This window comes from Planomicrobium sp. YIM 101495, from assembly GCF_009707665.1.
GTDB lineage: Bacteria > Bacillota > Bacilli > Bacillales_A > Planococcaceae > Planococcus.
Window position 1 is genome coordinate 462803 of sequence record NZ_WLZW01000001.1, and the last position, 17283, is coordinate 480085.

Annotated in this window: 22 protein-coding genes; 7 read left to right on the plus strand and 15 right to left on the minus strand. The window is 49.6% G+C overall.

Translation table 11 applies throughout. From position 1 onward, the window contains the following. Positions 1-87 precede the first annotated feature (87 nt). From GIW82_RS02365 to GIW82_RS02375, 3 genes are all read left to right on the plus strand, one after another. Complete coding sequence (locus GIW82_RS02365) at positions 88-954, plus strand: site-specific integrase (protein WP_154748314.1); 867 nt, start codon at positions 88-90, stop codon at positions 952-954. Between the two features lie 277 nt (positions 955-1231). After that, positions 1232-1774, plus strand: a complete 543-nt coding sequence (locus tag GIW82_RS02370) for a cysteine hydrolase family protein (protein ID WP_154748315.1) — start codon at positions 1232-1234, stop codon at positions 1772-1774. 87 nt (positions 1775-1861) lie between these two features. Next, the gene (locus tag GIW82_RS02375; RefSeq protein ID WP_154748316.1) at positions 1862-2122 is read left to right on the plus strand and encodes a GlsB/YeaQ/YmgE family stress response membrane protein; all 261 of its coding nucleotides are present in this window, start codon (positions 1862-1864) and stop codon (positions 2120-2122) included. 122 nt (positions 2123-2244) lie between these two features. Here the strand turns inward: GIW82_RS02375 and GIW82_RS02380 are convergent, their stop codons facing one another. Beyond that, positions 2245-2889, minus strand: coding sequence for a lytic transglycosylase domain-containing protein (locus tag GIW82_RS02380; RefSeq protein ID WP_154748317.1), 645 nt, complete (start codon positions 2887-2889; stop codon positions 2245-2247). A gap of 124 nt (positions 2890-3013) precedes the next feature. Between GIW82_RS02380 and mscL the strand changes: the two genes are divergently transcribed. Further along, complete coding sequence (gene mscL, locus GIW82_RS02385; RefSeq protein WP_154748318.1) at positions 3014-3403, plus strand: large conductance mechanosensitive channel protein MscL; 390 nt, start codon at positions 3014-3016, stop codon at positions 3401-3403. A 14-nt stretch (positions 3404-3417) separates the two neighbouring features. Here the strand turns inward: mscL and GIW82_RS02390 are convergent, their stop codons facing one another. The 4 genes from GIW82_RS02390 to GIW82_RS02405 all read right to left on the minus strand — a co-directional run bounded on the left by GIW82_RS02390 (position 3418) and on the right by GIW82_RS02405 (position 4715). After that, the gene (locus tag GIW82_RS02390) at positions 3418-3978 is read right to left on the minus strand and encodes an SCO family protein (RefSeq protein WP_154748319.1); all 561 of its coding nucleotides are present in this window, start codon (positions 3976-3978) and stop codon (positions 3418-3420) included. Positions 3979-4072: 94 nt separating this feature from the next. Continuing rightward, complete coding sequence (locus GIW82_RS02395) at positions 4073-4198, minus strand: YvrJ family protein (RefSeq protein WP_154748320.1); 126 nt, start codon at positions 4196-4198, stop codon at positions 4073-4075. 63 nt (positions 4199-4261) lie between these two features. After that, a complete protein-coding gene (locus tag GIW82_RS02400) occupies positions 4262-4477 on the minus strand; it encodes a DUF2922 domain-containing protein (RefSeq protein ID WP_154748321.1) in 216 nt (71 codons plus the stop codon). Between the two features lie 19 nt (positions 4478-4496). Beyond that, positions 4497-4715, minus strand: a complete 219-nt coding sequence (locus GIW82_RS02405; protein WP_154748322.1) for a DUF1659 domain-containing protein — start codon at positions 4713-4715, stop codon at positions 4497-4499. 119 nt (positions 4716-4834) lie between these two features. On the opposite strand from GIW82_RS02405, the gene GIW82_RS02410 reads away from it, so the two are divergent. Beyond that, on the plus strand, positions 4835-5275 hold the full coding sequence (locus GIW82_RS02410; protein ID WP_154748323.1) for a DUF2621 family protein: 441 nt from the start codon (positions 4835-4837) through the stop codon (positions 5273-5275). A 21-nt stretch (positions 5276-5296) separates the two neighbouring features. On the opposite strand, the gene GIW82_RS02415 is transcribed toward GIW82_RS02410, so the two are convergent. The 8 genes from GIW82_RS02415 to GIW82_RS02445 form a co-directional block, all read right to left on the minus strand. Continuing rightward, the gene (locus GIW82_RS02415; RefSeq protein ID WP_154748324.1) at positions 5297-5797 is read right to left on the minus strand and encodes a CcdC family protein; all 501 of its coding nucleotides are present in this window, start codon (positions 5795-5797) and stop codon (positions 5297-5299) included. Further along, the gene (locus tag GIW82_RS02420; RefSeq protein ID WP_154748325.1) at positions 5790-6113 is read right to left on the minus strand and encodes a thioredoxin family protein; all 324 of its coding nucleotides are present in this window, start codon (positions 6111-6113) and stop codon (positions 5790-5792) included. The genes GIW82_RS02415 and GIW82_RS02420 overlap by 8 nt, the downstream gene beginning before the upstream one ends. Positions 6114-6134: 21 nt before the next feature. Continuing rightward, on the minus strand, positions 6135-6845 hold the full coding sequence (locus GIW82_RS02425; RefSeq protein WP_154749560.1) for a cytochrome c biogenesis CcdA family protein: 711 nt from the start codon (positions 6843-6845) through the stop codon (positions 6135-6137). A gap of 112 nt (positions 6846-6957) precedes the next feature. After that, positions 6958-8232, minus strand: coding sequence for a Y-family DNA polymerase (locus GIW82_RS02430; protein WP_154748326.1), 1275 nt, complete (start codon positions 8230-8232; stop codon positions 6958-6960). A gap of 133 nt (positions 8233-8365) precedes the next feature. Then, the gene (gene argH, locus GIW82_RS02435) at positions 8366-9754 is read right to left on the minus strand and encodes an argininosuccinate lyase (protein WP_154748327.1); all 1389 of its coding nucleotides are present in this window, start codon (positions 9752-9754) and stop codon (positions 8366-8368) included. After that, complete coding sequence (locus GIW82_RS02440; RefSeq protein ID WP_154748328.1) at positions 9751-10983, minus strand: argininosuccinate synthase; 1233 nt, start codon at positions 10981-10983, stop codon at positions 9751-9753. Before GIW82_RS02440 ends, argH begins: the two co-directional genes overlap by 4 nt. Positions 10984-11479: 496 nt before the next feature. Then, positions 11480-11575: a putative holin-like toxin gene (locus GIW82_RS14810; protein WP_230309145.1), complete on the minus strand. Its 96-nt coding sequence runs from the start codon at positions 11573-11575 to the stop codon at positions 11480-11482. Between the two features lie 149 nt (positions 11576-11724). Further along, positions 11725-12678 (minus strand): MBL fold metallo-hydrolase, encoded by a 954-nt coding sequence (locus tag GIW82_RS02445; RefSeq protein ID WP_154748329.1) that lies wholly within the window; start codon positions 12676-12678, stop codon positions 11725-11727. A 374-nt stretch (positions 12679-13052) separates the two neighbouring features. Between GIW82_RS02445 and proC the strand changes: the two genes are divergently transcribed. Both proC and namA read left to right on the plus strand, forming a co-directional pair. Next, positions 13053-13856, plus strand: coding sequence for a pyrroline-5-carboxylate reductase (gene proC / locus GIW82_RS02450; RefSeq protein WP_154748330.1), 804 nt, complete (start codon positions 13053-13055; stop codon positions 13854-13856). 27 nt (positions 13857-13883) lie between these two features. Next, complete coding sequence (gene namA, locus GIW82_RS02455) at positions 13884-14900, plus strand: NADPH dehydrogenase NamA (RefSeq protein WP_154748331.1); 1017 nt, start codon at positions 13884-13886, stop codon at positions 14898-14900. A gap of 61 nt (positions 14901-14961) precedes the next feature. Here the strand turns inward: namA and rnz are convergent, their stop codons facing one another. Further along, entirely contained in the window at positions 14962-15915 is a 954-nt protein-coding gene (rnz, locus tag GIW82_RS02460) for a ribonuclease Z (protein WP_154748332.1), read from the minus strand. A gap of 7 nt (positions 15916-15922) precedes the next feature. After that, entirely contained in the window at positions 15923-17164 is a 1242-nt protein-coding gene (locus GIW82_RS02465) for a DNA polymerase IV (protein WP_154748333.1), read from the minus strand. Positions 17165-17283: the final 119 nt, after the last annotated feature.

Below are 17283 nucleotides of genomic sequence, written 5' to 3' on the forward strand. Positions count from 1 at the left end.
TATTAAAAGACGTATACTCTTAGAGGTTAAAAACATATGTTCTGCTAAGAAAAATGGTATAATAAAGAAAAAAAGAGGTGCTTCCCGATGCCGTACGGTTATGAAAAATATCGTCTCAAAAACGGGATCAGCCCTAACACTGTCATTCATGAAGTGCAGCTGATCCGCACGCTTCTCGCCTATTTGAACCGCAAATATAAGAAACCGGTCGAACCGCACGAAATCCGGCCGCGGGACATTCAGCAATTTTTGCTCGAGCAACGGAAAACCGGAATCAAAGATAGTACGTTGAACCGGAAAATCGTCTTCATCCGCCAGTGGTTCGACTATATGTGGCGCGTCGGACGCATCCCGGCCGACTTCATGCCGAAATTCAAGTTTTCTGAGAAACTGGACCTCTCTCCTCCCGACATCCACTTGGACTATCAAGTGCTGCTGGATAAAAAGAATGCGGTCCTGTCGAGCGACTTGCCGCTCAATGCGAAAGTGCTCTATATCCTCTACTTGCGCGGGCTCCGTCTGCGCGACATGACCAGCATCAATATCGGCAGCTTCGAGGACCTCGGCCACTCGATGAAATTGACAATCGAAAAGAAAGACGGCTATGTAAGCCGGCTGAAGTTCGTCGGCAAAGAGATTCTCATCATGAACGAGGCGATTGAACGCGCCGTGTTCCGCGGCACCGATTATTTATTGTCCTCAAAAGTCGATGGACGCTACACCGCCTTCCATCTCGGCTCGCTGTCCGATTATACGGAAGCGCTGTCGACGTTCGTCGGGATGCCAATCCGCTCCGGCGATATCCGCTTTGCCTACGTTCACTACCTGTATGCTGTCGAAGATCGAAAACTTGAAGAAATCCAGGAAATCCTCGGCGTCTCGCTTGATTCTGCTGCACGGATCCTGAAAGACTCCATCACCCGTCTGAAGCCGACCGTTCCAGAAAGCGAATAATCATTATCCAGAACAACCCCCGGAAGAATCACTTCCGGGGGTTTCACGTGTCATGCAAACATGCTGACGTCCATAGCCATGAGGAATATAACGAGCGTGTGGCAAACGACGAAAATCTTTCCTTGCCGGTTCAACTTCTCTACATTCTCATATTTCATGGCTTTCACTACTCCTTTTTCATTCTATTATACCGAATATTCGGACTATGTACAACTTTTAGTTTCCAGGTCGAAAGACTTTTTTCTTTGCTATAATAGTGCCAAAGGAGTTGGTTATCATGGAAAAAGCATTATTGGTCGTTGACTACACCGTAGATTTCGTTGCAGACGATGGTGCGTTGACTTGTGGCGAACCAGGCCAGGCGATTGAAGAAGCCATCTGCTCGCTGACGGAAGAGTTTGTCGCGAACGGGGATTTCGTCGTCATGCCGGTCGATATGCATCTCGAAGGTGATCCGTACCATCCGGAAAGCGCCTTGTTCCCTCCCCATAACATCCACGGGACGGCTGGACGCGAATTGTACGGACGACTTGCATCAATTTATGAACAGCATAAAGAAAACATTACCTGGATGGACAAGACCCGTTACAGCGCATTTGCCGGTACGAATCTTGAGATCCTGCTGCGCGAACGGAACATCAAGGAACTCCACCTTGCAGGGGTCTGCACGGATATTTGTGTGCTCCATACGGCAGTCGATGCATATAATAAAGGATTTAAGATCGTTGTCCATAAAGATGCCGTCGCCAGCTTCAATCCGGCCGGCCACCAATGGGCGTTGTCGCACTTTCAAGATACTTTAGGTGCGGACATCCGGTAAAAAATATTAGCCTTTATGTTTCATTCCTCCTAAATAAGGTTATAGATGACTGTACAGCAATCATTCTAATCAAAAGGAGTGTTACACATGGGTATTATTCTTTATTTAATCATGGGTGGGATCATCGGTTGGCTAGCTGGTATGATCCTCGGTAAAGACGTGCCAGGCGGCATTATCGGTAATATCATTGCAGGGATCATCGGTGCATGGCTCGGCGGACTGATCCTCGGAGATATGGGTCCTGTCATTTGGGACGTTGCCATCATCCCAGCATTGATCGGTGCTTTGATCTTCGTCTTCGTTCTCAGCTTGATCATGGGATCGATGAACAAAGGCAAACGCCGCTAAGACAAAGGGTATACGGATTGCCCCGAAAGTCATCAAACATGACTTCCGGGGCAATCTTTTTGGATTCGAAAAGAGCCGTCCTGCACGTCAATTGCTGACTGCCGGGCGGCTCTTCCGTTTTGTTATTCGGAAACGTATTCCTGTTCATATAGATGGTAATAATGAAGAATGTCTTTGACGTATTTCTCGGAGCGGTTATATTCAAAAATCGCTCCGTCCAAGTCACCATCCGCCGCTCCATTATCCGACAAATAATGAGCTGCGCTATGGAGTGCATCCACCAGATTATACGGATCTGCGATACCATCGCCGTCCCCATCCACTCCGTAGCCACCATAATGTGCGATGACGTCCGGATCGGTCTTGTCTTCTTCCGGAATCTCTCCTGCCCCTAGGTCGGAACAAGTGGGATGGGACCAGCCGACGAATGTACAGGGCATGAATTGCATGTGCCCTTCCGCTCCTACCGGCGACAACAATGGATCCATAGTGGAGAATTTCGTTTCAATTCGATGATGTGCTGCAAGCAGCTGCCACGGAATGCCGTATATTTCCGCCGCTTCTTTATATAATGGGATATTTTCTTCCGGCAATTGCACTTCCGTCCATGTGTCAGGAAGATCCTTGACTGCTGATTTGAGAGAATCTGCATTCACGATATAAATGACAAGCATCGCTGTTGTCGCTATTACGAGCAGTGCAGGTGCAAGGAGCAGTAAAAATAGCCACCGGGCACGTAATCGCCGCTTTTTCATTTTCTTTTTCATCCTTCACACCTAGATCTCTTTTTTCCTAGTGTATCATAGCCGAAAAAAAATTGCTTTCATCACTGAATTCCCTATAGTATGAACCGCTGAGAAACAGTATGATGGAATCAAAGGTGGTGATTGTATGTGGGAGGATTTTAAGAAATTCGCCTTGAAAGGGAATGTGCTCGATTTGGCAGTCGCTGTCGTCATCGGTGCAGCATTCGGTAAGATTGTTTCTTCTTTGGTGGAAGATATCATCATGCCAGCGGTCGGGATCTTGCTCGGCGGCGTCAGCGTAGAAGATTGGACTTATACATTAAACGGAGCGGAATTACGCTATGGTATTTTCGCTCAATCAATCATCGATTTCTTCATCATTGCGTTCTCGATCTTCATGGTCATCCGCATCCTTACGAAATTTAAACGCAAGAGACCTGAAGAACCAGTGGAAGAACCAGCATTGCTTGATACGAAAGAAGAGTTGCTCATGGAAATCCGCGACTTGTTGAAACAAGAAAAAACCGGTCTGTAAGCCGGTTTTTTTTCTTATTGCTCCACTAATTTCTCCAGATCGATCCGGATCATGTCTTTCGGAACATCCGTATAGCCGTCGTAATTTTTCGTGACGACGCCGTCCCGGTCGACAAGGTAGAATGTCGTGCCGTGGATGACTTGATCGGACGTCGGATCGTCTTTGATGAACATCTTGAAGTTATCAGCTGCCCAGTCCCGGATGTCATCTTGCTCATAACCTGTCAGCAAGTGCCACTTCGACTGATCAGGAATCGGGAAGTTATCCAAATACGCCTGCATCTTCTCCGGCGTATCGTCCTGCGGGTCAACCGTGAACGCCACAATGCGGTAATCTTCCATACCATCCGCCACTAACTCATCCTGAATTTCCGCCAAGTTGAAAACCATCGGCGGACACACTGTTGTACAGTTCGTAAAGATGAACGCCGCGAGCCACGGTGTCCCTTTCAATTGGTCAAGCGATACTTGCTCTCCCCGTTGATCGACATGTGAAAATTCCTCGATCGACTGCTCTCCGCACGCTGCAAGTAAAAACAAAAGCACAGCCGGTATACACCATTTCAAATAACGCATATCCTCGCCTCCGCCACCTATTGCCTTAATCTTAGCTGACTGGCAGGTGCCGGGCAAGGCATCTAATCGTTTGTTTGTCACGATTTTGTGAAAATCAAGGCTTCCAGGCAAGCAATGCTTCGTGAATCGCTACGAGCTTCGTTTCGACCCGGTGCATCAAGTAAAATGACACGAATATCGGAAACCCGAGCTCCTGGATCCAACGCATCCATTCCTCCATCCCGCTCCCTCCGTTCCTTCAAAGAAGGAGCCCTCCAAGCGGAGAGCTCCTTCTGATTTCGTATTAAATCGCGTAATCGACGACAGTCCGGTCGATGACACGTGCCGCTTTTGCGGTCGCAAGCAAGGATCCTTCCACTTCAAAGATCCCTTGTGCAATGACAGCTGCCATGCCAGCTGCAAGTTCCGCTTCCGTCACATCTTCACGCGGATCCTCCACCGTCAATGTGACATCCTTCCCTGCAGATGTCTGAAAAATCAATTCCAACGTTTTTGCCATTCCTTATTCCCCCTTTCGATTATTGGAAAATGCTCAATCCGCTCTGCTTCTCTAGGAACAACAGCGGCTTCGTCCCAAGCTCTGTCAGTACTTGGACTGCGTTATAAATCTCTGTCGGCTGTGCTGCTTCCGTGACGTTATGGTACGACTTCACTTTCTTCTTCATTTTGCCTGCATCGTCGAGGCCGTTATCGAATGTACAGCGGATGCTTGCTGCTTTGAATTCACTTCTCGCCATCGTGATCACCTCCTTTCAACCGCTATATAGGAGCCGGATCGAAAAAAAGATACGTTTTGGATGAATTATTTCAAAAACCCTTCTATAATGGAGATATTACTGAACGAGGTGACAGAGCAATGCTTGATGGTTGGTTCTTATGGTTTATCTTATTTTGGGGAGCAGTGCTGATCGGTTCTTTCGCGATCGGGGGCTACTTCATGTTCCGCAAATTCTTGAAGTCCTTGCCGAAGAAAGACGGATTGTCCGACTTGAACTGGGAAGAGTATTACGTAGATAAAACCATTCATCTATGGAAAGACGAAGACAAGGCATTACTGAACGAGCTGACACAGCCGGTGCCAGAGCTGTTCCGTCCGGTGGCAAAGCAGAAAATTGCTGGCCGCATCGGACAAGTCCTGCTCGAGGAAAAGGCAAAGAGGCTCGATATGGATCACATCATCCGCGGCTACATTCTTGCAACGCCGAAGCGCGATCATAAATTCCTCCGCAAAAAGCTTGATGAGATGGAGATCGACGTAATTCCGTATGAGCAATATTTCGAGAAATCGGTCCGTTAAAAAAGAAGAAAGCGCCTTTCCTTATGCAGGAACGGCGCTTTCTATTTTTTCTTTTAGTCGTTTATATTGCCATAGCATCGCAAGTCTCCACGGGACAATCATGCCAAATGCGAGGATCCAGAACATGCCGCCAAGCTCGCCAACATCGATTGTCGCGCTCAGGAAGAACTTCATCGCGACACGAAGGGCCAACAACCCGATCAGAATGAAAATGAATGCTTTCGATTGCTTCAAATAAATGCGTCCTTCCCGGACTTCAAATTTCGAGGTCCAGATCAAAACCGTCGAGAAGATGATTCCGACTCCGAGCGCTTCGAGAATTTGAAGTGGTGCGACACGGAAGAAAGGGAAAATGAACATCAATGCTCCTGTTGACATGAACAGCGGCGGCAAGATGATTTTCTTGATGGAAGCCGGTTTCTTAGCCGAACGGGACCGTACGAAAATCATCAATATGCCCATCGCCGCTGCACCGACCGTCGAGACGACCAACAGCAGCACCGGTGGAATCGCTTCAAACATCCAGTTCCGCCTCCAATGCAGTAATTTTCGCGGTCAATTCCCCCATCGGCACGAAACGCGCAAAACGTGCGTATTCGCGTCCGAAAGCGAAAAGAAGGACGACAGGAGCCGAAAACAGCAGCAGCTCCCCTGCCAATTCCCGCAGCTGGCTGGCATTCGCCATGTAAAACGGCAGGCTGTCTTCTTTCTCCAGCTCTTCGACTTGCGGCAGCAAGCCGTCACATACGGAACAGCCATCGGTCTTGATGAAAAGAAGGAATGATGCTTCCTCTTTCTTCAACTGATGAAAGTCCGCCAATGAATCGATTTTCCTCATCATGCCCACCTGCTTTTTCTGTTAGAACCCTTGGAAGCCACCGAAGAACGGCGTCAAGATACGGATGATGTATGTCAGTCCGTCGAAGAACAACAAAACACCGACACCGATCATGATATAGCCACCAAGGTTCATGATTTTCTGGCTATTCTTGCGCAACCAGCCGAGGCGTGTCACGAAAAACGACAAGATGAAGAATGGAATTGCAAAGCCGAATACGTAAGCGAGCATGTACCAAACACCGGATCCCGGGTTCGTCGCAGCAAGCGCATAAATGGCGCCGATGATTGGTCCCGTACATGGTGTCCAGCCCGCTGCGAAAGCGAAGCCGATCAGGAACGTGCCGGCAAATCCAGATGGCCGGTTCTTGAACGACACTTTCCGGTCGCGCATCAAGAATTTCGGTTGGAACACACCTGTGATCATCAGTCCGAATAGAACGATGAAGATGGCACCAATTTGACGAATCAATTCCTCATATTGCAGGAAGAATTCGTAGAAAAATGATGTACTGAATCCGAGTGCGATGAAAATCGTCGAGAATCCGAGCAGGAAGAATAATGTATGGAACATTCCTCTACGCTGCATGACTTTGCGATCCGATTTGATCTCATCTATCGACATGCCAGTGATATACGACAGGAACGCCGGATATAGCGGCAATGTACACGGGGATATAAAGCTGAGAAACCCTGCACCGAACGCAAGGAATAAGTTGATATCCGAGCCCAATTGATTCACTCCTATCTCTACTTCTCCCATCTTATCAAATTCAGCCCCGTGATTCCCCTATTTTGTTGTGAAGGTTTTATGACAACGTATGGAAGTGTCGGAGATGAAAACATCAGTCCTTCGCCTCCGCTCGCCCGTCGAGATGCCCCCCGATCAACTTCGCCCGCTCCCTCGCTGTGCCGGCCGCGGTGTAGGATGCTGCCCGGAGTACTGCAGTGGATCCGTATTTATCTCGTAGCGCATCGACTGCACCGCCGAGCTTCCGCTTTTCCCACTTGCGCCGCTCGAACAAGCTGAGCTGCATCGACGTTTCATCTTCTAAGTTCGCGACTGTCAGCGACAACTTACGCACCGGCCGCCCGTCGTGGAACTTCGCGAGCAGTTCCTTGCATACTTCATAGATTTTCATCGTCTCGTTCGTCGCTTCATCGAGTGACCGCGAGCGATGGAAGCCCCCGCCGAACGCATGCTTACTGTAACCGACCGACAATGAGATCGTCCGGCCCGCTCGCCCTGCAGTCCGTGCCCGTTTCGCCACGTCTTCTGTCATTTCGAGCAGGACGACCAGAATCTCTTCCACTGTGACGTAATCACGGTACAGGATCTGCCCTTTGCCGTAGCTTGTCTGTCCTTCCAATAACGGCGCGCCGAGTTCCGAAAGATCGATACCCCATGCATGGTGATAAAGCTGGTTGCCGAGAATGCCGAAGACCGCCTCCAGTTCTGTCAGCTCGGCTTTCGCGATATCCCCAACGGCAAACAAGCCCATGCCATTCATTGTCCGTTCCATGCGCCCGCCGATTCCCCACATCTTGCTGAGTGGTGTCACCGGCCACAGCTTCTGCGGCACATCCGCGTATGTCCAGTGGGCAAAGCCCTCTTTCTTCGCCTCCAAATCGAGCGCCAACTTCGCCATCAGCATATTCGGGCCGGCTCCGATCGCTGAAGGCAGCGAAAATTGCTGGATGATGTCGTCCCGAATACTGACGACCGCTTCTTCCACGCTGCCCCATAAATGTTCGGTACCGCTCAAATCTACAAAACTTTCATCGACACTATAAACGTGAATCGCTTCGTGCGGCACGTAACGGGTTAAAAGCCGCGTGATTTCCATCGAGACCTCCAGAAAAAAACCCATGCGTGGTTCGATTTTCAAAATACGTGGATCGTCCGGGATCTCGAACAGCCGTGTGCCTGTCTTCACGCCGAATTGCCGTTTTAGCGTCGGGGAAGCCGCGAGCACGACACTCCCTCTCCGGTCTTGGTTCCCAATCACCGCGATGCAGGCGGTCAGTGGATCCAATCCATGTTCAAGTGCCGCACAGCTCGCATAGAAGCTGCGCATATCGAGACAGATGATCGGACGTTCTCCGGCATGCTCATACATCCAACCACCTCCTTCCTTCATCATATAAGAACATTTGTTCTTAATCAATAACCACTTTTTTCGTTAATGAAACAAAAGCACAAAAAAACCGTCCTCCGGGGGGATGGAGGACGGTTCCGGTATGTGGACCGGCTCAAGATTGAACAGTTTGCCCAAGCAAATATTTGGCTTGTTCCAATTGTTTTTTGACTTGTTCAAAACCGGTGCCACCAAGCGAATTCCGGCGCTCGACAGCCGTTTTCGGAAGAAGCGTCTTGTAGATGTCCGCTTCGATCAATTCACTTACTTCTTGCAGATCCGCAAGCGGCAAGTCTTTCAAATAATAGCCGCGCTGGATGCAAAGGAACACGAGCTTCCCTGTCACGTCGTGAGCTTCACGGAACGGCATTCCTTTTGCTGCTAAGTAATCGGCAAGCTCCGTGGCGTTCGAGAAGTCGGACTGAACCGCTTTTTCCATCGAATCCGTACGAACGGTCATCGTGCGGACCATGCCTTCGAAAATCGGCAATGCGCCCATCAATGTATGCACCGTATCGAACATGCCTTCCTTGTCTTCCTGCATGTCCTTGTTATAAGCAAGTGGCAAGCCTTTGAGCGTCGTCAACAGTGAAAACAAGTTGCCGTAGACGCGGCCGGTCTTCCCGCGGATCAGTTCTGCCATATCCGGATTTTTCTTTTGCGGCATGATGCTCGAGCCAGTCGAGAACGTATCATCAAGTTCAATGAAACGGAATTCCTCACTCGACCACAGAATGATCTCTTCCGCAAAGCGGGAAAGGTGCATCATCAGCACCGATGCATTGCTGAGGAATTCCAGGATGAAATCACGGTCGCTCACTGCGTCCAAGCTGTTGGCGTAAACGTCTGAAAAGCCGAGCAACTCCGCAGATAATTCACGGTCGATCGGGAAAGTTGTCCCGGACATTGCACCCGCTCCGAGCGGGGACATATCAATCCGTTTCAACGATTCCGTCAAACGCTCCTTGTCGCGCTCAAGCATCCAGAAGTACGTCATGAGGTGGTGACCGAAAGAAATCGGCTGCGCACGCTGCAAGTGCGTATATCCTGGAACAATCGTCTCGACGTGCGTTTCCGCCTGTTCGACAATCGCTCCTTGGAACACTTGGACTTCCGCAATAATTTCCTGGACACGGTTCTTTAAATACAAATGCATATCCGTCGCGACCTGATCATTCCGGCTTCTCGCTGTGTGCAGCTTGCCGCCGACTGGTCCGATCTCATCGATCAGGAATTTCTCCAAGTTCAGATGGATGTCTTCATTGGCAACGGAAAACGCAAGTTTCCCTGCTTGCGCTTTTTGCTCAAGTATCCCGAGGCCCGACAAGATCAACTCAGCATCTTCTTGCGACAGGATGTCGCATGCCTGGAGCATTTTCACGTGTGCTTTACTGCCCGCCAAGTCTTCCATGACAAGCTTTTGGTCGAATGCAATGGATGCTCCGAATTCATCGACCCATTGTTCGGCCGTCTTTTGGAAACGGCCGCCCCATAATTTGGTCATGCTTTCACCTTCTCTTTCACCTGCGCTGTCACATCGACGTCTTTCTTATTGACCATCGCGTTGACGACAGTTGGAAGGCCCCAAAGTTCGATGAAGCCGACAGCTGAAGCGTGGTTGAATGTATCATCCGTCGAATACGTCGCCAATTGCTCGTTGTAGAGCGAGTTCGGTGATTTACGTCCTTCGACGATTGCATGTCCTTTGAACAGTTTCACCCGTACCGTTCCGTTGACGAACTTTTGTGTTTCTTTCAGGAATGCCTGAAGTGCTTGGCGAAGTGGTGAGAACCATAGACCTTCATAGATTAATTCCGTCAGTTGTTTTTCGATGACTGGCTTGAAGTGTGCCATTTCTTTTACAAGTGTGATGTCTTCAAGCTCTTTGTGCGCTGCGATCAATGTCATAGCAGCTGGTGCTTCATAGATTTCACGTGATTTGATTCCGACAAGACGGTTTTCGACGTGGTCGATACGGCCGACGCCATGCTTGCCTGCAATTTCGTTCAATTCAAGAATGAGTTCATGGAATTTATACGAAATGCCATTCAACGAAACAGGAACCCCTTGGACGAAATCGATTTCGATGATGTCCGCAGTATCAGGCGTGTTTTCAAGTGCATTCGTCACGTCGTACGCTTCTTCAGGTGGTGCAGCCCATGGATCTTCCAGGATGCCACATTCGTTCGCACGGCCCCACAAGTTTTGATCAATTGAATACGGTGAATCAAGTGTCGCGGGAATCGGAACATTATGCTCTTTTGCATAAGCGATCTCTTCGTCACGTGACCAGCCCCATGAACGTACAGGTGCAATCACTGCCAGGTCTGGATTGAGTGACTTGATCGAGACTTCGAAACGCACTTGGTCGTTCCCTTTTCCTGTACAGCCATGTGCCACAGCGTCAGAACCAGTTGCGACAGCGATTTCGACAAGCTTTTTCGAGATCAACGGACGAGAGAGTGCTGATACAAGTGGGTACTTTCCTTCATATAATGTATGTGCCTGCATAGAAATAAGTGCATATTCATCAGCGAACTCTTCACGCGCATCGATCATGTAGCTCTCAACCGCACCGACTTGAAGTGCTTTGTTCTTGATGAAGTCCAGATCCTTGCCTTCCCCGATATCGAGGCAAACTGCTACGACATCATAACCCTCACTCTTCAACCATGGAATTGCCACCGATGTATCTAAACCACCTGAATATGCTAGTACGACTTTTTTGTTCATATTTAAAACCTCCCAAGTGAATTTTTATACATGTTTTGAAATGAATATACAAATAATATCATGTTATATTTATGTATGCAAGTGAATTTAATTACATTCTACACATTTCTTTTCGACTTTTTCTCACGAATCAAAAAAACAAGGCCCGGAATGTAGCTTCCTTGCCCTGTCTCTTGATCTCCTTGGAACTTCTTGTTTGCTTATTTATGGTTCTTTTTCTAAAATCCTTATGTAATTAAATATCCGAGTGTCAGAGTCGCACCTTCTTTTCTAGTATGCATAAGCAGCTGAACGACGCATGCAACTTCTGACGCAAGAAGGATAGCACTTCGTTGCAAATTAACCGGAAAATCGATATAATGATGGCAGAAGAAGAAATGAAAAAGCCGGCAGGTGCTGGAACACCCACCGGCCTGTAACATGAAAGTATCGCTCATAGCGAATCGCATATCCGTACAGAAGTAAACCGCACCTTATGCTGGGAGGCACAGGCGGTTTACTTTTTTTTCGTAAAAGTATAGGACAGCATGATGATCGAAACCATCAGCCCTGAAAAGCTGAGCATCAGCGTCAGTGCTTGGAAAACTGTCATTCGCATCACCTCCTTCCCCGTCCGGGCAAGTACCGGAAAGGAGAAATGGGATCTGCCCCGCCTATGAACTTCCACCTTATGTTACTTCTCCATTATACCACACATATGTTCGCATTTCTGCGCTTTTCCCCAGTCTTTTTGCCCTTTTTTCACGCTTTTTTATAGTAGAAGATGCCGTCATCACCAAGACGCTCCATAATCAAACCGTCCTCTAATAAGTAATCAACTTGCCCGATTGTCTCTGACAGCGTCAAACCAGTTTCTGATTTGTACTTATAAGGAAACAACTCTTTCGTCAGCTCGAAGACAGTTTTTTCATCCGCGCCTTCTGGCAGCATTTCCAACACTTTCATTGCGCGTTTGTGCTGCTTCGAGAGCCGCTCGGTGATCAACTCCTGCACATGGTGAACGTCTTCCCCGTGTCCGCTGTATATTTTCTTAACCGGTAGCTTAAGCAGTCGCTCAAGTGACGCGTTGTATTGGAGCAGCGACTTAGGCCGTCCTTCATCCGGATTAAGCGGCGGCTCGATTAGTGGATTGGATGAGATGTGCGCGATGACATTGTCGCCGCCAATCAACTCACCACTCTCTTCATTCCAGAATTCAAGGTGACTTTGTGCATGTCCGAGCGCTTCCATCACTTGCCAGTCTGGATGTCCTGGCAACTGGTCTCCTTCATTAATTGTCATATCAAGCGGGCGGTTACCCATCAGCTGGAGTGGCCGCTTCATTTTGCGGACCCAGAACAAAAGCTCTTCTGGAACACCTTCCTCTTTCAAACGCTCCATGTAAAACGCATCGTGGTAGTCGAAGAACGCTTCGTCGCGGCGCAGCCACACATCATTGTAAGGATGCCCGTACAATGTTGCCTGCTCAAAGCCATCAACCCATCCTGCATGATCCGGATGATGGTGCGTCAAGACAACTTGCTCGATATCTTGCGTGCGAACGCCCGCATCCTTCAATCCATTTTCAAGCGCTTCCCATGCCGCTGGTGTTTTCGGTCCAGCATCGATCAGCGTCAACATATCCCCTTTTAATAAATAGGCGTTGACATCTCCAACTGCGAAGTCAGTCGGTATAATAATCTTATGTATACTCATTAAAAAATCCCCTTTCAGCAACTGAATGGCTATTCATCTATTTTACCTCTTTCTTTTCTCCCCGTCACGTATAGAAGCGTTTGACAAACGATGGTCCTTTCCTTATAATTCAAACCATATATGAGCTTCGATGAAGACCAGTACGGATGGTGAAGGTGTCAAGAGAGTGCGCAGCCGCTGAAACGCGCATCCCCGCTCCCATCCAGAACCTGCTTTTGAGCTGCCGTGAAAACACGGCCGTCATTTTTCCGCGTTAAGGAATCGAGTCGTGCCATTTTGGCAAACTTAGGTGGTACCGCGGAAACGAGCGTTTTCGTCCTTGAATATTCAGGGACGGATGCGCTTTTTTATTTAGGGAAAAGGAAGTGGCTAGCATGAAAATGATTTGTATAGGGGCGGGATCCATGGCGGAGTCCATGATCCACGGCTGGATTAATAAACGGATCTTGAAACCGGAAGACATCGGTGTGACGAACCGCTCCGATATGGAACGATTGGAATTTTTGAAAGATGAATATGGTGTACGTATTTTGTGTGAGCAGCGAACAGAGCTGCGCCATGCGGAATTTGTCTTGCTGGCAATGAAGCCAAAAGACGTCGCTTCCGCACTTGAAGGCATCCGCAAGAAAATCGGTCCGCAGACAATTGTCGTCTCCGTCGTCGCTGGTGTTTCCATCGCGACCATCCAAAAACACATCGGCGATCTGCCGGTGGCGCGCGCGATGCCGAACACTTCGGCACAAGTCGGGAAATCCGCGACAGGAGTCGCCTGGAGTAAAGGCGTCACACCAAATCAGCAGCACACGCTGAGAAATTTGCTGTCGTCGATTGGGAATGTTACGGTTGTAGAGGAATCTCAGCTCGATGCAGTGACTGGCGTTGCAGGCAGTGGCCCGGCGTATCTTTACTTGTTTGCCGAAGCGATGGTCGATGCTGCCAAAGCAAATGGTTTATCCGAAGACGATGCGAAAAAGCTCGTCCGGCAAACGTTCGCTGGCGCAGCCGACATGATCCAGCAAGAAGATTTCGGGCTATTGCGGAAGCGCGTGACGAGCCCCTCCGGCACGACTGCTGCCGGAATCGAAGTGCTGGAGTCCGGCGGCTTCCGTGAACTCGTCACAGGATGCGTCACTGCTGCATCCAACCGGTCAAAAGAGCTGGGGAAAGAATTCGAGTAAGCTGCATTCAAGGAGGAATTAGCGTTTATGGTAAAATTATTTGAACCTCTGACAATCAAAGGATTGGAACTGAAAAACCGCATCGTCATGGCACCGATGTGCATGTACGAAAGCGATCAAGAAGATGGCCACATCACCGACTGGCACCGTGTTCATTATCCGTCGCGTGCTGTTGGCGGCGTCGGCTTGATCATCATCGAAGCGACTGCTGTCCAGCCGCGCGGACGCATCTCATCGAGAGACCTGGGCATTTGGGAAGATGGCCAGGTGGAAGGACTCGCAGACATCGTCCGCCTCATGAAAAGGAACGGTGCCAAGACCGGCATCCAGCTTGCCCACGCAGGAAGAAAAGCGGCGCTCGAAGAAAGCATCCATGCACCAAGTGCGCTTGCTTTCAGTGACCGTTACCAAGAGCCGGTCGAAATGACGAAGGAAGACATTGCAGAAACGGTCGAAGCGTTCAAAACTGGAGCGGTTCGTGCGAAAGCTGCCGGCTTCGATGTCATCGAAGTACACGCAGCACACGGCTATTTGATCAATCAGTTTTTATCTCCATTAACAAATAAACGCGAAGACGAATACGGCGGTTCAGCAGAAAATCGTTACCGCTTCTTGCGTGAAGTACTCGACGCGATCAATAGCGTCTGGGATGGTCCTTTGTTCGTTCGTATCTCTGCCAACGATTATACAGTAGGCGGCATGACGCCGGACGCTTACGTCGAGATGACGAAATGGATGAAAGCACAAGGCGTCGACTTGATCGATGTGTCTTCAGGCGCAGTCGTACCAGCACAGATTTCTGTCTTTCCTGGTTACCAAGTGTCGTTCTCAGAAACAATCAAACACGAAACGCCGATTGCGACTGGTGCAGTTGGACTAATTACGGAACCACTTCATGCAGAAGAAATTTTGCAAAACGACCGGGCAGACCTCGTCTTCTTGGCTCGCGAGTTGCTGCGTGATCCGTACTGGCCACGCCGTGCTGCAAAAGCGCTCGGTGCAGGCATCACTCCTCCTGTTCCGTACGAACGCGGATGGGTTTGAGTTCAAACTAAAAGCGGACTGCAGCCCCTTAATTTCAAGGGTGCTGCAGTCCGTTTTCTTTTTAGTCTTGTTTATTCTTCAACCATGTGCGGGTTTTCGGCTGCCAGTTGTACTCCGCAAAATCTTGGACGATAACAAGATCCGGATGCACCGCTCTTCCCTGTTTGGCAAGCATGCCTGCATCTTCCGGCAAGAAGCGCGCGGAAATGTGATTAGCGAACAACCGCTTCGCTCCTGCTTCTTGTGCAACTTTTGCCGCATCGAGAATGCTCGAGTGGCCGAAATCCTTCGCTAATTCCTGCGTACCCGCATCGAATGTCGCTTCATGGACGATGGCATCTGCATTTATACTCAACGTAACGGACGCGTGCGTATAGCGTGTATCTCCAAGTATCGCGACGACAAATCCTTGGTCACCAGGCTCTGTCACGTCTTCACTTCTAATAACTTTCCCGTCCTGAAGCGTGATGTCCAGCCCTTTTTTCAACTCGGCAAGGAGCGGGCCTTTCGGCACTCCAAGTGCCGTCGCCTTCTCCATCAGCAACTTCGGTGGCAGCGGCTTTTGTGTGATGCGGTAGCCGAGCGAAGGAATCACATGCGCGAGTTCCGCTGCTTCCACAATCATTCCTTCATCTTCGAAGACGACGCCTTCCTTGTTTTCATGGAAATGGATGTCGTACGTCAAACGGGTTTTGCTGAGCCGCAAGTTCATTTCGACGAATTCCTTGATGCCCGGTGGTCCGTAGATGGAGAGCGGTTCATCGCCGCCTTGGAACGACCGCGAGCTGAGGAAGCCCGGCAAGCCGAAAATGTGGTCTCCGTGCATATGCGTGATGAAGATCTTCTCCACTTTCCGCGGCTTCAACGTCGTGTAGAGAATCTGGTGCTGTGTCGCTTCTCCGCAATCAAATAGCCATACTGCTCCGCGTTCTTCTAATAATTTCAGCGCAAGTGCACTTGTGTTGCGTGCCTTCGACGGCATGCCTGCCCCTGTCCCTAAAAATAATAACTGCATAAAGTCCCTACTTTCCCCGGTGATCGTGATCGTCTAAGAAGTCTTTACTGAAACTCGTTTTCGCTTCATATGATTTTTTCCGGACGGCCGCGCCTTTGGACAGTACGCTTTTCCCGAACTTCGCTTCAAGGGATGCCATCACTTCCAAAATTGGTTCGTCTTTCGCATGCTTTTCATAATCGAAGATCGAGAGTTGCTCAGTCGCTACGCCTTTGTCTTCGACGTTCGAAACCGTCACGCCGACCAACCGGAGTGGCTCGCCGTTCCAATGCGCTTCGAACAGTTTCCAAGCTTGGCTGAAAATATCTTCTTTCTTATAAATCGTATGATTGAGTGTCAAACTACGCGTCCGGTTTTGCCACTTGTTGCTGCGTGTCTGGATGCTGATTGTCGGTCCCGCGAGTTCCTTCGCTTCCAGCCGGTCTGCGACTTTACCGCTCAGCTTTCCAAAAATCGCCTTGAGCTGGACTTCGTCTGTCTCGTCGATCGGGAGCGTCGTCGAGTTTCCGACCGACTTCGTATCATAAATGGAATCAGGATCGACTGCCCGATTGTCTTCTCCGTTCGCCCGCGCTTGTAAACGCACGCCGTTCTTCCCCATGTTGCCTTTGACGAAGTCCGCGTTCGCCACCGCCAGATCGCCGATGGTCTGGATCGAGAGCTGGGCGAGCTTCTTCGCGGTACTTTCCCCGATGCCATGCATGTCGATCGTCGGGAGCGGCCACAGCATCTTTTGAATGTCCCGTTTGCGCAAGACTGTGATGCCCATCGGTTTTTTCATATCGGACGCCGTTTTGGCGAGGAATTTATTCGGTGCGATGCCGATCGAACATGGCAAGTCCAGTTCGGATAAGATGCGCTGCTGGATATCTTCCGCGATTGTCAGCGGATGACTGTCTTCTGCGAGTTCCGTGACGTCGAGATAGCCTTCATCGATGGAGACGGGTTCGACGAGGTCGGTGTATGTCCGGAGAATTGCGAAGATGGCTTTGGATGCTTCCCGGTAGCGTTCGAAGTTCGGCGGCAAAAGAAGCAGCTCGGGATATTTCCGTTTGGCTTCGTGCACTTGCATCGTGGTGTAAATGCCGCGTGCGCGTGCTTCGTACGAGCATGTGACGATGATGCCGCGTCTTTCTTTCGGGTTGCCTGCGATGGCAATGGGTTTGCCTTTAAGTTCCGGGTTATGGGATTGTTCAACGGATGCATAGAAAGAGTTCATATCAATGTGGAATATCACGCGCCCCGCCATGCCGGTTCATCTACTTTCGTTTTCTTTTATTTTAGCATAAATGGGCGTGGTCTGGGATGTGATTAGGTGTTGTGTGGAAAGTGAGATGGGGCATTGCGTGGGATTGCCGCTCGGGGCTT